Consider the following 14,542-nt stretch of genomic DNA (forward strand, 5'->3'; position numbering starts at 1 on the left):
ACCGCCGCGCGAGGAAAGAACAGATTTGCCCCAGCCAGACCAGCGCCGGGGCCCGGATAGGGGAGATGCATGGAGCTATTGCTCATAGTCGGATTGCCGTTTCTCGGTGCCTTGCTTCCCATCCTGTTCGAGCGTCATGGTCGCCTGGCTGCCAGCCTGGCCACGGCGGTGGCGCCGCTGCTCGGCCTGGGCCTGCTGCTGTGGCAGGCGCCGCGAGTGTTCGCCGGTGAGGTGCTGGTGGTCTCGCAGCCCTGGCTGAGCCAGCTGGGCTTCAACCTGTCTCTGCGCCTCGATGGTCTGTCCTTCCTCTTCGCCCTGCTGATTCTCGGCATCGGCCTGCTGGTCATCCTCTACGCCCGCTACTACCTGTCCGAGCGCGAGGCGATTGGCCGCTTCTTCGCCTACCTGCTGCTGTTCATGGGCGCCATGCTCGGCCTGGTGCTGTCGGAAAACCTGCTGCTGATGCTGACCTTCTGGGAGCTGACCAGCCTGGCTTCGTTCCTGCTGATCGGCTTCTGGGGCAAGCGCAGCGACGCGCGCAAGGGCGCGCGCATGGCGCTGGCGGTCACCGGCGGTGGCGGCCTGGCGCTGCTGGCCGGGATCCTGCTGATCGGCCATATCGTCGGCAGTTTCGAGCTCAGCGTGGTGCTGGCCGCCGGCGACCTGATTCGCGGCCATGACCTGTATCCGGTGGCACTGGTGCTGGTGCTGCTGGGTGCCTTCACCAAGTCGGCGCAGTTCCCGTTCCACTTCTGGCTGCCGCACGCGATGGCGGCGCCCACGCCGGTCTCGGCCTATCTGCACTCGGCGACCATGGTCAAGGTCGGGGTATTTCTCCTGGCGCGGCTGTATCCGGCCCTGGCCGGCTCCGACCTGTGGTTCTACCTGGTCGGCCTGACCGGCCTGGTGACCCTGCTGGTGGGCGCGGTGACGGCGTTGTTCCAGCATGATCTGAAGGGCCTGCTGGCGTACTCGACCATCAGCCACCTGGGCTTGATCGTGCTGTTGCTGGGCATGGACTCGCAGCTGTCGAACGTGGCCGCGGTGTTCCACATCATCAACCACGCCACCTTCAAGGCCTCGCTGTTCATGGCGGCGGGGATCATCGACCACGAGACCGGAAGCCGCGACATGCGGCGCATCAACGGCATGTGGAAGTACCTGCCGCACACCGCCGTGCTGGCCATGGTGGCGTCCTCGGCGATGGCCGGCGTGCCGCTGCTCAACGGCTTCCTGAGCAAGGAGATGTTCTTCGGCGAGGCGGTGCAGCACGCCCTGGAGGGCAATCTGGTGCACTGGCTGATTCCCGCGGCGGCGGTGCTCGCCGGGATTTTCTCGGTGGCCTATTCGGTGCGCTTCATCCACGACGTGTTCTTCAACGGCGAGCCGATCAACCTGCCCAAGTTTCCGCCCCACGAGCCGCCGCGCTACATGAAGGTGCCGGTCGAGATCCTGGTGTTCCTCTGCCTGCTGGTGGGCATGCTGCCGGCCTACACGGTGGCGCCGTTGCTGGCGGTGGCCGCACAGGCCAGCCTGGGTGGCGCGCTGCCGGAGTACAGCCTGGCCATCTGGCATGGCTTCAATATGCCGCTGGCGATGAGCTTCGTGGCGCTGGTTGGCGGCATGCTGGTGTACATCGGGCGCAAGCCGCTGTTCCGCTGGTACGAGAGCCTGCCGGACGTGGATGCCAAGCTGGTGTTCGAGGCCGCAGTGCAACGCGTGGTCGCGGCGGCCGGCTGGCTCACCGCGCGCCTGGAAAATGGTTCGCTGCAGCGCTACCTGGCACTGCTGCTGCTCAGCGCCCTGGTGCTGGTGGCTGTGCATCTGGCGCCATTGGCGCAGCTCACCGGCAGCCGCGAATTGAGCCCGCTCGACCCGTTCACCGCGCTGGGCATGCTGGTGCTGATGCTGAGCGGCCTGCTCACTGCCGTGCTGCACCGCCAGCGCCTGGTCGCGCTGCTGATCCTCGGCGTCGGCGGCATGCTGGTGGCGCTGGCATTCGCTCGTTTCTCCGCTCCCGACCTGGCGCTGACCCAGTTGGTGGTGGAGGTGGTGACCATCATCCTGATGATGTTGGCGCTCTATTACCTGCCCTCGCGCAGCCCTGCGGAGAGCTCCATGCCGCGCATCCTGCGCGACCTGCTGCTGGCCGGTGGCTGCGGCCTGATGATCGCGGTGCTGGCCTACGCGGTACTGACACGCCCCTATGACGGCGGCCTGGCCGAGTTCTTCCTCGGCAACAGCGTCAGCGGCGGTGGTGGTACCAACGCGGTCAACGTGATCCTGGTGGACTTCCGCGGCTTCGATACCCTGGGCGAGATCACCGTGCTGGCCATCGCCGCTGTCGGCGTGTTCGCCATGCTCGATGGCCTGCGCCTGGTCAACCCGACCTGCGATCCGCAGGGCCGGCGCTGGGCCTGGTCGAAGAACCCGCTGATCCTGATGACCCTGTCGCGCCTGCTGCTGCCGCTGGCGCTGCTGATCTCTGCCTTCATCTTCCTGCGCGGGCACAACCTGCCGGGTGGCGGCTTCATCGCCGGGCTGATCACCGCGGTGGCGCTGGCGCTGCAGTACATCGCCAACGGCGTGGTGTGGATGGAGCGACGCATGCCGCTCAACTACCAGCGCATGGCGGGTGCCGGCGTCTTGATCGCCGCACTGACCGGCCTCGGCAGCTGGGTCTTCGGCAGGCCGTTCCTGACCTCGGCATTTGGTCATTTCGAGCTGCCGCTGGTGGGTGAATTCGAGCTGGCCACGGCCATGCTCTTCGATCTCGGCGTCTACTTGGCCGTGGTGGGCGCGACCCTGCTGATCCTGGTCAACCTGGGCAAGCTCAGCCTGACCCCGCCAGCCAGCAAGGAGATTCACTGATGGAGGCCCTGTTCGCTGTCACCCTCGGCCTGCTCACCGCCAGCGGCGTCTACCTGCTGCTGCGCGCGCGTACCTTTCCCGTGGTGCTGGGGCTGACCCTGCTGTCCTACGCGGTCAACCTGTTCCTCTTCTCCATGGGCCGCCTCAGCGGCGACGTGGCGGTGCTGGGGCAGGGCGGTAACCCCGCCGACCCACTGCCGCAGGCGCTGGTGCTGACGGCCATCGTGATCGGCTTCGCCATGACCGCCTTCGTCGTGGTCCTGGCCCTGCGCGGCGTGGCCAACCTGGGTAGCGACCATGTCGATGGCCGCCCGGATCGGCGCGAGAAGGAGGAGTGGCGGCCGTGAACCATCTGCTGATCCTGCCCATCCTCCTGCCGATGCTGGCCGGCGCACTCCTGCTGGTGCTGCCGTCGCACGAGCGGCTCAAGCGCGGCCTCTCGCTGCTTGCCACCCTGACGCTGGTGCCGGTCGCGCTGGCGCTGTTGCAGCAGGCCGACGATGGCCAGCTGCGCATCTATGCCCTGGGCGACTGGCGCCCGCCGTTCGGCATCGTGCTGCTGCTCGATCGCCTGAGCGCGCTGTTGCTGCTGGCCGCCGCGGTGCTGGGCAGTGTCGTGGTGCTGTATGCCCTGCGTGGCGACGACCGTCGCGGTCCGCGCTTCCATGCCTTGCTGCAGTTCCAGCTGCTGGGCATCAACGGCTCCTTCCTCACTGGCGACCTGTTCAACCTGTTCGTGTTCTTCGAGGTGCTGCTGATCGCCTCCTACGCGCTGCTGCTGTACGGCCGCAGCGCCGAGCGGGTGCGCGCCGGGCTGCACTACGTGATCCTCAACCTGACCGGCTCGGCCCTGTTCCTCATCGCGCTGGGGCTGATCTACGGCGTGAGCGGCACCCTGAACATGGCCGACCTCTCCGCGCGGGTGGCGGCAGCCACGGGCGACCAAGTACCGCTGCTGGCCGTGGCGGGTGCATTGCTGCTGCTGGTGTTCGCCCTCAAGGCGGCGCTGCTGCCGCTGTACTTCTGGCTACCACGCGCCTACGCCGCTGCCAGCGCGCCGGTGGCAGCGCTGTTCGCGATCATGACCAAGGTCGGCGTATACGCCATCCTGCGCGTCTGCACCCTGATATTCGGCGACGACGGCGGCGAACTGGCTCAGCTGATCCAGGCCTGGCTCTGGCCGCTGGCACTGGCCACCGTGGCCCTCGGCGCGATAGGCGCCCTGGCCGCGCGCAGCCTGCCGCTGCTGCTGGCCTACATGGTGCTGGTCTCCGCAGGTACCCTGCTGGCCGCGGTGGCCATCGGTACCCCTGCGGCGCACGCCGCAGCGCTCTACTACCTGCTGCACAGCACCTGGGTGGCCGGCGGCCTGTTCCTGCTCGCCGACCTGATCGGCCGCCAGCGCGGCAGCAAGGGCGGCGACCTGGTGCAGGGCCCGGCCCTGGAAAACCCGATGCTGCTCGGCGGCATGTTCTTCTTCGGCGCGGTGGCGGTGATCGGCCTGCCGCCCTTGTCCGGCTTCCTAGGCAAGTTGCTGCTGCTGCGCTCCGAGCCGTCCATAGCGCTCTGGGGCGTGCTGCTGCTCGGTGGATTCGCCGCGCTGGTGGCCTTCAGTCGCGCCGGCAGCACCCTGTTCTGGCGAGTGGGGCTGAGCAGCCTGGACAGCGCCGAGCTGGACCGTGGCCGGCTGTTCGCCTGCGTGCTGCTGCTCGCCTGCAGCCTGGGGCTGGTGGTACTGGCCGCGCCGCTGCTGGATTACAGCTCGGCCGCTGCCGCACAGCTGCATGACGTGGCGCCGTACCGGGCGCTGATCGGGGAGGGCCGACCATGAGCCGATTGTTGCCGCACCCGGCGCAGAGCCTGATCCTGTTGCTGGCCTGGATGCTGCTGGTGGACACCTTCGCCCTCGGCCAGTGGCTGCTCGGCAGCGTGCTGGCGCTGCTGATTCCGCTGGCCTGCAACCGCCTGCTGATCGAGCATCCGACGGGCTGGAAGCCGCTCAAGCTGCTGAGCTTCCTGCTCATGGTGATGAGCGACATCCTGGTCGCCAACTTCCAAGTGGCGCGCCTTACCCTCGGCCGCGTCCGCGAGCTGCGCCCGGCCTTCGTCGAGGTGCCGATCGAGCTGGACAACGAGCTGGCCATCAGCGTGCTGGTCAGCGTGGTCTCGCTGACCCCAGGCTCGCTGGCCGCCGACCTCAGCATGGATCGCCGGACCCTGCTGGTGCACGGCCTCGACGTGCCGGATGCGCAGGCCATGATCGACGAGATCAAGCAGCGCTACGAGGCGCCGCTGAAGGAGATATTCCCATGCTCGGCTACGTGATCCCCGTCTGCCTGACCATGCTCGGCCTGGCCCTGGCTCTGGCCACCGCCCGGCTGATCAAGGGTCCCTGCCTGCCGGATCGGGTGCTGGCGCTGGACACCCTGTACATCAATGCCATCGCCATGATCGTGCTCTTCGGCATCTGGAAGGGCAGCGAGCTGTTCTTCGAGGTGGCCCTGCTGATCGCCGTGCTCGGCTTCGTCAGCACCGTGGCCGTGGCCAAGTACATGCTGCGTGGAGACATCATCGAATGAGCCTGTGGCTGGAAATCCTCATCTCGGCCCTGCTGCTGCTGGGCAGTGGCTTCGTCCTGATCGGCGCCATCGGCCTGTACCGCCTGCCCGACTTCTTCACCCGCCTGCACGGCCCGACCAAGGCCACCACCCTGGGCGTCGGCGGCCTGGTGGTCGCCTCGCTGATCTTCTTCAGCAGCGGCTCGCAGACCCTCAGTTCCCACGAGCTGCTGATCAGCCTGTTCCTCTTCATCAGCGCCCCGGTCAGCGCCTACATGCTGGCCAAGGCCGCGGTCCTGCAGCAGCTGCCGCTGGAGCCGAAGACCCGCGGCAAGCCCTGGGACCAGTAAGGCGGCACAGTTTCTCCGCGCCGCTGTGCCTGTCGGCGCGATGACCGGCTACCTACACTGAGTTTTTCGTGTGGAGGTGGCGGTGATGGCCCGGCAGGGTAGGTTGTTCGCGATGGCTTGCCTGGTGCTGGCCATGGCCCTGTGGGGCAGTTCCTTCATCGCCCTCAAGTTCGCCTTCGCCGAGCTGCCGGCGATGTGGGTGATCTTCGGTCGCATGCTCCTCGGCAGCCTGATCTTCCTGCTGGCCTGGCGCTGGCGCGGCCGCCTCGACTACCGCCCCGGCGACTGGCGCCTGCTGCTCGCCCTCGCTGCCTGCGAGCCCTGCCTGTACTTCATCTTCGAGGCCCTGGCGCTGCAGCACACCAGCGCCACCCAGGCCGGCATGATCACTGCGCTGCTGCCACTGCTGGTGGCGATGGGTGCCTTCACCTTCCTGCGTGAGCGCGTGGCCCCCAGCACCTGGGCTGGCTTTCTGCTGGCGGTGGTCGGCGCCATCTGGCTGAGCCTGGCGGGCGAGGCGGATGCCCATGCGCCCGCGCCCCTGTTGGGCAACTTCTACGAATTCCTCGCCGTGCTCTGTGCGACCTGCTACACGCTGCTGCTCAAGCGCCTCTGCGAGCGCTATTCGCCCTTCGTGCTCACTGCCATGCAGGCCTTCATCGGCTCGCTGTTCTTCCTGCCGCTCGCGCTGCTGCTGGAGCCGCTGCCCAGCCAGCTCAGTGCCCTTGGCCTGGGCTCGGTGATCTATCTGGGTGTGGTGGTCACCGTCGGCGCCTACGGCCTGTACAACTTCGGCGTCAGCCGCCTGCCGGCCAGCCAGGCCTCGGGCTTCACCAACCTGCTACCGGTGTTCACCCTGATCTTCGCCGCGCTGCTGCTGGGCGAGCGGCTCTCGCCGATGCAGTACGCCGCCGCCGCGCTGGTGTTCGTTGGCGTGGCGCTGAGCCAGTGGCGCAGCACTGCTCCGGCTCCGGCCGGCATTCTCGACTGAGGAACAGCCCATGACCGATATCCGCAAGTGGACCCGCGAGGCGGTACACATCATCGAGGCTGACTTCCAGCGCAGCGCCGACACCCACCTGATTCCGCTGGCGCTACCTGGGCTGCCCGGCGTCGAGCTGTACTTCAAGGACGAGTCGAGCCACCCCACCGGCAGCCTCAAGCATCGCCTGGCGCGCTCGCTGTTCCTCTACGCCCTGTGCAATGGCTGGTTGCGTGAAGGCAAGCCGGTGATCGAGGCCTCCAGCGGTTCCACCGCCATCTCCGAGGCCTACTTCGCCCGCCTGCTCGGCCTGCCCTTCATCGCCGTGGTGCCGGCCTCCACGGCCCGCGAGAAGCTGGCACAGATAGCCTTCTATGGCGGCCACACCCACCTGGTCGACGACCCCACGCGCATCCATGCCGAATCCGTGCGCCTGGCGCAGGAGAGCGGTGGCCACTTCATGGACCAGTTCACCTACGCCGAGCGCGCGACCGACTGGCGGGCGAACAACAACATCGCCGAATCGATCTTCCAGCAGATGCGCCACGAGCATTTCCCCGAACCGGCCTGGTTGGTGTCCAGCCCCGGTACCGGCGGCACCCTGGCGACGCTGGGGCGCTACGTGCGCTACCGCCAGCACGCGACCCGGGTGTTCTGCGCCGATGCCGAGCAGTCGGTGTTCTTCGACAGCTACGTCAGTGGCGACCGCAGCCTGACCCTGGACTGCGGCTCGCGCATCGAGGGCATCGGCCGGCCGCGGGTCGAGCTGTCGTTCATGCCGCAGGTGCTGGATGCCGCGTGCAAGGTGCCGGATGCCCTGTCGCTGGCAGCCATGCATTACCTGGCGCACCGCCTGAATCGACGCGTCGGCGCGAGCAGCGGGACCAACCTGATCGGCGCGCTGCTGGTGGCGCAGAAGATGGTCGCGGCCGGCCAGCCCGGCTCGGTGGTGGCCATTCTCTGCGATGGCGGCGAGCGCTATGCCACCAGCTACTACTGCGACACCTGGCTTGCGGAGCAGGGCTATGAGCTGGCGCCGCTGATCGAGGCCGTGGCCGCCTGTGCCGAACGCGGTGTGGCGCTGCCCGACATGCCGAGCAGCGGCCTGTGAGCGAGCACTTCTGCAGCGTTGCCGCAGTTGCCGACGACATCCCGGCGATGATCGCCTTCATCTTCGAGCATGGCCCTAATCCCTGGAACTACCTGCCACAGGACGCCGTGCTGGCGCACCTGCATGGCATCGCCGAGGGCACGGTGCAGGCCGTGCTGGCGCGGCGGGTGGATGGCGAGTTGGCCGGCTTCGTCACCTTCCTGGCCAGCAGCAACTTCGAGCGCTTCCAGGCGCAGGAGCGCCGCGAGTTGCCCCAGGGTTATGTCGGCGAAGCGGTGGTGCATCGGGAACTGGCGGGGCGCGGCCTGGGCAGCCGGCTGCTCGGCGAGGCGGTGCAGGGGTTGCAGGCACTGGGCATTCACGACATCTACATCGAACGCCACGAGGAAAACGCCGGCTCCGCAGGGATGATGCGCAAGGCCGGCTTCGTCGAGGTGGAGACCTTCAGCGACCCGCAGCGGCGCGCGGCCGGCTCGCGCCGAACCACGCTGTGCTACCTGCGCTGCGCTGACTAGCCAGGCTGTACGGGCACGGTGCGCATCGGCTCCAGCGGCTTGAGCCAGAGCTGCAGCACATCCAGCAGGCGATTGGCGAAGGCCCACTCGTTGTCGTACCAGGCCAGTACCTTGACCAGGTTGTCGCCCTGCACCCGGGTGTGGTTGAGATCGACCACGCAGGACACCGGATAACCGTTGAAGTCAGCGGACACCAGCGGCAGGTCGTTGCACTCCATTACTCCCAGCGGGAACTGGCGTGCAGCCTTCTGCAGAGTGTCGTTGATCGCCTCGCGGCTGGTTGGGTGTTCGCTGGTGAAGGTCAGGTCGAGCAGCGACACGTTGGCGGTCGGCACGCGTATCGCCATGCCGTCGAGGCGGCCCTCCAGCTCCGGGATCACCAGGCCGATGGCCTTCGCCGCGCCGGTGCTGGTGGGAATCATCGACTGGGCGGCGCCGCGGGCGCGGTAGAGATCGTTGTGGGTCTTGTCGAGCAGGTTCTGGTCGTTGGTGTAGGCATGCACCGTGGTCATCAGCCCTTGCTTGATGCCCACCGCGGTGTGCAGGGCCTGGGCCAGCGGCGCTAGGCAGTTGGTGGTGCACGAGGCGTTGGAGACGATCTGCTGGTTGCCCAGCAGGTGATGGTTGACGCCATACACCACCGTCAGGTCGGCGCTGTCCAGCGGGTGTGACAGCAGTACCCGTGGCGCGCCGGCGGCGAGATGCTGCTCGGCCAGGACGCGTTTCTTCGCCTTGCCGGTGCAGTCGACCACCACGTCGACCGCCAGTTGTTTCCAGGGCAGCTGGGTGAAGTCCTTCTGGCCGATCAGGCGGATCGACTGGCCGCGCACCTGCATCACGTCCTGGTGGATGTCGACCTGGCCGAGGAAGCGGCCGAAGGTGGTATCGAAGCGGGTCAGGTGAGCGAGGGTGTTAAAGTCACCGGTCTCGTTGATCACCTCGACGTGCAGCTGGCTTTCCAGCCCGCGCTCGAACAAGGCGCGTAGCAGGGCGCGACCAATGCGCCCGTAGCCGTTCAGGGCAATACGCAGCATGGCAGTCTCCGACTGTCTGGGTCCGCTTTCAGCATAGGCGGCCCATCCGCCTCACGAAAGCGAGGCGGGCTGCGAGGTCAGGAGTTACTGGCTGCGGGCGCCGCCGAAGGAGGCGCAGCCGCGCAGCACCTTGTCGTTCAGGCGCAGCTCGGCGCTGAGGTGCTGCACTGCGCCGCTCATGCTATCGACGCAGCGTTGCGGCGCCAGCCACAGCTCCAGGCGCTGGCCGTTGGCCTCGCTGCTCAAGTTGAAGTTGCCGCCGGGCAATTGTTCCTCGACGTAGGGCAGGGCCAGCGGCTCCTGGTCGGGGCGCAGCAGCACCAGGCCTTTCTCGCTGACGCCCAGGCTCCAGTCCGGCTCATGGCCGCTGGCGCGCAGCAGCAGGCTGCTGAAGCCGGGTTCGTTGCAGGCCGGGCCTTCGCCCTGCAGGCGGTAGACCTGGCTGGGGCTGATCTCGCCATCGAGCCCTGCCTGTTTGCTTGCGCCAGCGGTGCCGCGCAGGTCGACGAACAGCTGCTCGTTGCCATCGGCGAACAGTGTGGCGGCCTCGCGGGCGATGTCGTTGCTACCGTCGTTGATCACTTCCAACTGGCGCTGCTCGCCACAGGGGCGCAGCAGTAACTTGCCCTGTTGCAGGCGCAGTTCGCCTTGCAGGCGCTGCTGGGCGGCGGTGGGCGATGGGGGGGTGTACACGCTGAACAGCTGGCAACCGGCGAACAGCGGCAGCAGGGCGAACAGCAGGGGGCGAACATAGGGCATGGGGCTCTCCTGGCGACAAGCGGCAACGTTACCCAGCGCGCGTGGCCAGCTCAAGTTCGGAAACGCCACTTGAGGCTGTATAGTTCGGCGCATGGGTTAATCTTCGAGGCACGCAGTACCGAGTGTGAACATGGATAGAAGCACCGGCTCCGGCCTCTCATTCGCCAAGCGCATCTACCTGCCCCGCAGCATCGGCCTGGGCATCGGCTTCTTCTGCGTGGCCGCCGCCCTGGCGCCGCTGCAGCCCGCGCCGTGGGTCTGGGTGTTGCTGGTGTTCAACGGCTTCCTCTGGCCACACCTGGCCTACCAGCTGGCGCGCCTGTCTTCCGTACCCTTCAAGACCGAGCGCCGCAGCCTGCTGATCGACTCGATCTTCGGTGGCTTCTGGGCTGCGGCCATGCAGTTCAACGTGCTGCCCACGGTGACCATCCTGGCGATGATGGCGATGGACAACGTCGCGGCCGGCGGCATGCGCTTCTTCGCCAAGGGCGGCCTGGCCATGCTCGCCGGCATGGGCCTGGCGATGCTGGTATTCGGCCCGGGGTTCAGCCCCGATACCAACATGCTGCAGCTGTATGCCTGCTTGCCGATGCTGATCCTGTATCCGCTGGCCCTGGGTTGGGTCAGCTATCGACTGAGCATCAAGCTGGCCGAGCACAAGCAGGCGCTGCGCACCGCCAGCCGCACCGACAGCCTGACCCGGTTGTTCAACCACGGCTACTGGAAGGACCTGCTGCAGCAGGAGTTCATCAAGTGTCGTGGCGGTCAGCAGCGCGCCACCGTGGCGCTGATCGATCTCGACCATTTCAAGGACATCAACGACCACCACGGCCACCTGGTCGGCGACAGCGTGCTGCGCCTGCTCAGCGAGCAACTGGTACGTAGCCTGCGCCAGGAAGACATGGCCGGCCGTTATGGTGGCGACGAGTTCTGCGTGATCCTGCCCAATACTCCGCCGGTGCTGGCCAGCGAGGTGCTGGAGCGCCTGCGCCAGGAACTCGGCGAGGTACGCAGCCCTCTGGCACCTGAACTGAAGATTTCCCTGAGCATCGGCCTGGCCGGCTACAGTCCCTTCCAGCTCGATGCCACGCATTGGCTGAAGGATGCCGACGAGGCGTTGTACCAGGCCAAGCAGGGCGGGCGTAACCAGGTTGTGATCGCCGCAGAGGCTCCCGAGTCGCAGGCCAATCCGGGCGGCTGAGTTCCCAGGGCGGGCCGCTCGTGGCAGGCTAGGGGCCTTCCACTCTGCACGGGAACACCCATGTCCAGCGTCACCGAAGGCTTCGAGCCGCTCAATGCCACCGAGGTCCGCATCCTGGGGTGCCTGATCGAGAAGCAGGCCACCACCCCGGAAACCTATCCGCTGACTGTCAATTCGCTGGTCCTGGCCTGCAACCAGAAGACCAGTCGTGAGCCCTTGATGAACCTCACCGAAGGGCAGGTCGGCCAGGCCTTGCGTGCCCTCGAGGGGCGCGGTCTGACCCGGCTGGTGATGGGTGGCCGTGCCGACCGCTGGGAGCATCGGGTGGACAAGGCGCTGGAGCTGGTCAAGCCGCAGCAGGCATTGCTGGGCCTGCTGTTCCTGCGTGGCCCGCAGACCATCAACGAGCTGCTCACCCGCAGCAATCGCCTGTATCAGTTCGAGGATGCCGCCGAGGTGCAGCATCAGCTGGAGCGTCTGAGCGGCCGGAGCATGGCGCTTCTGCTGCCGCGGCAGAGCGGCCAGCGCGAAGATCGCTACATGCACCAGCTAGGCGAGGCGGCTGACCTGGAGGCACTGCTTGCCGCCCGCCAGGCCGATGCCCCGGCACGTGCCGGCGCCGATGATTCGCGTATCGCCGAGTTGGAGGCACGCATCGCCGCCCTGGAAGAGCGCCTGGCGCGCTTGGAAGGTGAGGCATGAGCCTGCTTGACGATCTGCGCAGCGCCGACATGCTGCTGGTCGATGGACTGCACGCCTGGCAGTTCGACCTGCACGAACTGGCCCAGGGCGAGCAGCTGCAGCTCAGTATCGAGTGCATGGATGGCCGCACACGTCGCGTATGGAACTTCGCTGCGACGGCCGTCGCAGCTGCGGTGGCCACGGCTGAGGCCGGCGGTTGGCGTATCCAGGGTGCCGAGGGCGAGCACGAGCTGGTCTGCCTGGGTGCGATCAGCGCCGACAACGACGACCAGGACGACGATCCGCAAGAGGCTGACTGAGCGATGATCCGCTGCAAGCGCGTCTACGAGCCCGTGGCGGCCGAGGATGGCCAGCGTGTGCTGGTCGACCGCCTGTGGCCGCGCGGTTGCAAGAAGGAGAGCCTGGCGCTGGATGCCTGGCTCAAGGAGGTGGCACCGTCGGACGAACTGCGCAAGGGCTTCTGCCATGATCCTGCGCTGTTCGACGAATTCCGCCTGCTCTATCGCGGCGAGCTGGCGGGCCATCCCGAGCGCTGGCAGGGGCTGCTGGCGATGGCCGAGCGGGGCACCCTGACCCTGCTGTTCGCTGCCCGCGAGGAGCGTTTCAACAATGCCCAGGTGCTTGCCGAGTTCCTGGAAGATGAGCTGGAACGACGCGGGCCGCCCAGCTCACCGGTGTGCTACGCCGATCAGTAGACGCCCGAGTCGTTGCACACCAGCTCGTCGTTCTTGGCGATGGCGTAGCAGATCATCCCCTCGTCCTTGAACGGCAGCTGTAGCACGTAGCCTGGCTTGCCGTTGACCAGCGTGCCCTGCTTGTCCGGGGTGGGTTCGATGTTCACCGCGTTGCCGTTGTCCCAAGTCCACTCGCTGTGGAAGTACTGATCGGTGGCCGCACAGGTGGTCACCGCGCACGCACCCTGGCCCTTCAGTTCGCCCTTCTTGTAGTAGTAACAGGTGCCGCGGCCCTCGCCGCAGCCGGCCCAGGCACTGCCGCTCAGCACCAGGCTGGCCAGCAGCAGGGTTCGTTTCAGTCCCACCATAGTTGTACTTCCTTGTGTTGTAGCAGCCAGCGCTACTGGGTTTTCCGTTGGGGTGTGGTTGCCGGCGAGTAGAGCACAGCTGCAAGGTCGACGGCGCTGACTGCCATCATGTTTCAGCGGGAAGCCTGTCGATTGGCAGGCAAAGAAAAGCCGCCCTGGCGGCGGCTTTCCTGCTGGTGCGGGGGAGGTTAGTCCTTGTCCCTCGCCATGCACGCGGCGGCGGTGAACAGTACGTCGGTGGAGGAGTTTAGCGCGGTCTCGGCGCTGTCCTGCAGGATGCCGATGATGAAGCCGATGGCGACTACTTGCATGGCGATCTCGCTGGGGATGCCGAACAGGCTGCAGGCCAGCGGGATCAGCAGCAGCGAGCCGCCGGCTACGCCGGAGGCGCCGCAGGCGCAGATGGCCGAGACCACGCAGAGCAGGATGGCGGTCGGCAGGTCGACATGGATGTTCAGGGTGTGCGCGGCGGCCAGGGTCAGCACGCTGATGGTGATGGCCGCGCCGGCCATGTTGATGGTGGCGCCCAGCGGGATGGATACCGAGTAGGTGTCTTCGTGCAGGCCCAGGCGCTCGGCCAGTTGCAGGTTGACCGGCACGTTGGCCGCGGAGCTGCGGGTGAAGAAGGCGGTGATGCCGCTTTCGCGCAGGCAAGTGAACACCAACGGGTAAGGGTTGCGGCGGATCTGGCTGAACACGATCAGCGGGTTGACCACCAGGGCGACGAACAGCATGCAGCCGACCAGCACGGCGAGCAGCTGGGCGTAGCCGAGCAGGGCCTTGAGGCCAGAGTCGGCAAAGGTGGTGGCGACCAGGCCGAACACGCCCAGCGGGGCGAAGCGGATGACCAGACGCACGATCAGGGTGACACCCTCGGCCAGGTCGGCGAACACCGCGCGGGTGGTGTCGCTGCCGTGGCGGATGGCGATGCCGATGCCGATGGCCCAGGTCAGGATGCCGATGAAGTTGGCCTCGATCAGGGCTTTGACCGGGTTGTCGACCATGCTCAGCACCAGGCTCTTAAGCACCTCGCCGATGCCTCCGGGCGGCGTGCTGCCGGTTGCGGCTTCATGCAGGATCAGAGTGGAGGGCCACAGGCTGCTGGCGATCACCGCGACGATGGCGGCGGCCAAGGTGCCGATCAGGTACAGGACCAGGATCGGGCGGATGTGCGTCGGCTGGCCAGGCTTGTGGTTGGCGATGGCGGAGGCCACCAGGATGAACACCAGTATCGGTGCCACGGCCTTCAGCGCGGAGATGAACAGGCTGCCGAGGAAGCCGACTTCGTCGGTGGCTTGCGGGGCGAGCAGGGCGAGCAGAATGCCGGCGACCAGGCCGATGGCGATCTGTAGAACCAGGCTGGTGCGGTTGAGCAGTTGCAGGAGGGGGCGAAGGATCATGAATGTCATTCCTGTGA

The 14,542-nt window shown here is 67.0% G+C and carries 17 protein-coding genes; 13 read left to right on the forward strand and 4 right to left on the reverse strand.

What is annotated here, in order from left to right:
- Positions 1-69: 69 nt before the first annotated feature.
- The 9 genes from PTT45_RS16045 (at position 70) to PTT45_RS16085 (ending at position 8,387) form a co-directional block, all read left to right on the forward strand.
- Positions 70-2,871, forward strand: a complete 2,802-nt coding sequence (locus PTT45_RS16045; RefSeq protein ID WP_273814578.1) for a monovalent cation/H+ antiporter subunit A — start codon at positions 70-72, stop codon at positions 2,869-2,871.
- Positions 2,871-3,218, forward strand: coding sequence for a Na+/H+ antiporter subunit C (locus PTT45_RS16050; RefSeq protein ID WP_273814579.1), 348 nt, complete (start codon positions 2,871-2,873; stop codon positions 3,216-3,218). The genes PTT45_RS16045 and PTT45_RS16050 overlap by 1 nt, the downstream gene beginning before the upstream one ends.
- A complete protein-coding gene (locus PTT45_RS16055) occupies positions 3,215-4,702 on the forward strand; it encodes a monovalent cation/H+ antiporter subunit D (protein WP_273814581.1) in 1,488 nt (495 codons plus the stop codon). The genes PTT45_RS16050 and PTT45_RS16055 overlap by 4 nt, the downstream gene beginning before the upstream one ends.
- The gene (locus tag PTT45_RS16060) at positions 4,699-5,196 is read left to right on the forward strand and encodes a Na+/H+ antiporter subunit E (RefSeq protein ID WP_273814582.1); all 498 of its coding nucleotides are present in this window, start codon (positions 4,699-4,701) and stop codon (positions 5,194-5,196) included. The genes PTT45_RS16055 and PTT45_RS16060 overlap by 4 nt, the downstream gene beginning before the upstream one ends.
- Positions 5,181-5,450 (forward strand): K+/H+ antiporter subunit F, encoded by a 270-nt coding sequence (locus PTT45_RS16065; RefSeq protein WP_273814583.1) that lies wholly within the window; start codon positions 5,181-5,183, stop codon positions 5,448-5,450. Before PTT45_RS16060 ends, PTT45_RS16065 begins: the two co-directional genes overlap by 16 nt.
- The gene (locus PTT45_RS16070) at positions 5,447-5,779 is read left to right on the forward strand and encodes a Na+/H+ antiporter subunit G (RefSeq protein WP_273814584.1); all 333 of its coding nucleotides are present in this window, start codon (positions 5,447-5,449) and stop codon (positions 5,777-5,779) included. The genes PTT45_RS16065 and PTT45_RS16070 overlap by 4 nt, the downstream gene beginning before the upstream one ends.
- Before the next feature lie 85 nt (positions 5,780-5,864).
- Positions 5,865-6,770 carry a DMT family transporter gene (locus PTT45_RS16075; protein WP_273814585.1) on the forward strand — a complete coding sequence of 302 codons (906 nt, stop codon included), beginning with the start codon at positions 5,865-5,867 and terminating at the stop codon, positions 6,768-6,770.
- A 10-nt stretch (positions 6,771-6,780) separates the two neighbouring features.
- Positions 6,781-7,872 carry a PLP-dependent cysteine synthase family protein gene (locus PTT45_RS16080; RefSeq protein ID WP_273814587.1) on the forward strand — a complete coding sequence of 364 codons (1,092 nt, stop codon included), beginning with the start codon at positions 6,781-6,783 and terminating at the stop codon, positions 7,870-7,872.
- A gap of 47 nt (positions 7,873-7,919) precedes the next feature.
- Complete coding sequence (locus tag PTT45_RS16085) at positions 7,920-8,387, forward strand: GNAT family N-acetyltransferase (RefSeq protein WP_443218201.1); 468 nt, start codon at positions 7,920-7,922, stop codon at positions 8,385-8,387.
- On the opposite strand, the gene gap is transcribed toward PTT45_RS16085, so the two are convergent.
- Both gap and PTT45_RS16095 read right to left on the reverse strand, forming a co-directional pair.
- Complete coding sequence (gene gap, locus PTT45_RS16090) at positions 8,384-9,421, reverse strand: type I glyceraldehyde-3-phosphate dehydrogenase (protein WP_273814589.1); 1,038 nt, start codon at positions 9,419-9,421, stop codon at positions 8,384-8,386. The genes PTT45_RS16085 and gap overlap by 4 nt on opposite strands.
- A gap of 84 nt (positions 9,422-9,505) precedes the next feature.
- A complete protein-coding gene (locus tag PTT45_RS16095) occupies positions 9,506-10,180 on the reverse strand; it encodes a COG3650 family protein (RefSeq protein ID WP_273814591.1) in 675 nt (224 codons plus the stop codon).
- A 130-nt stretch (positions 10,181-10,310) separates the two neighbouring features.
- On the opposite strand from PTT45_RS16095, the gene PTT45_RS16100 reads away from it, so the two are divergent.
- The 4 genes from PTT45_RS16100 to PTT45_RS16115 are packed head-to-tail and all read left to right on the forward strand — an operon-like array spanning position 10,311 to position 12,778.
- Entirely contained in the window at positions 10,311-11,381 is a 1,071-nt protein-coding gene (locus PTT45_RS16100; protein WP_273814593.1) for a diguanylate cyclase, read from the forward strand.
- 60 nt (positions 11,382-11,441) lie between these two features.
- Complete coding sequence (locus PTT45_RS16105) at positions 11,442-12,083, forward strand: YceH family protein (protein WP_273814595.1); 642 nt, start codon at positions 11,442-11,444, stop codon at positions 12,081-12,083.
- On the forward strand, positions 12,080-12,382 hold the full coding sequence (locus PTT45_RS16110; RefSeq protein WP_273814597.1) for a DUF5629 family protein: 303 nt from the start codon (positions 12,080-12,082) through the stop codon (positions 12,380-12,382). The genes PTT45_RS16105 and PTT45_RS16110 overlap by 4 nt, the downstream gene beginning before the upstream one ends.
- 3 nt (positions 12,383-12,385) lie before the next feature.
- On the forward strand, positions 12,386-12,778 hold the full coding sequence (locus PTT45_RS16115) for a DUF488 domain-containing protein (RefSeq protein WP_273814598.1): 393 nt from the start codon (positions 12,386-12,388) through the stop codon (positions 12,776-12,778).
- On the opposite strand, the gene PTT45_RS16120 is transcribed toward PTT45_RS16115, so the two are convergent.
- Together PTT45_RS16120 and sstT are read right to left on the reverse strand one after the other, a co-directional pair.
- A complete protein-coding gene (locus PTT45_RS16120; protein WP_273814599.1) occupies positions 12,772-13,125 on the reverse strand; it encodes a hypothetical protein in 354 nt (117 codons plus the stop codon). The two genes, PTT45_RS16115 and PTT45_RS16120, sit on opposite strands and share 7 nt — an antisense overlap.
- 188 nt (positions 13,126-13,313) lie before the next feature.
- A complete protein-coding gene (sstT, locus tag PTT45_RS16125) occupies positions 13,314-14,525 on the reverse strand; it encodes a serine/threonine transporter SstT (RefSeq protein WP_443218200.1) in 1,212 nt (403 codons plus the stop codon).
- Positions 14,526-14,542: the final 17 nt, after the last annotated feature.

Source organism: Pseudomonas sp. Gutcm_11s (assembly GCF_028649395.1).
Classification (GTDB): Bacteria; Pseudomonadota; Gammaproteobacteria; order Pseudomonadales; family Pseudomonadaceae; genus Aquipseudomonas.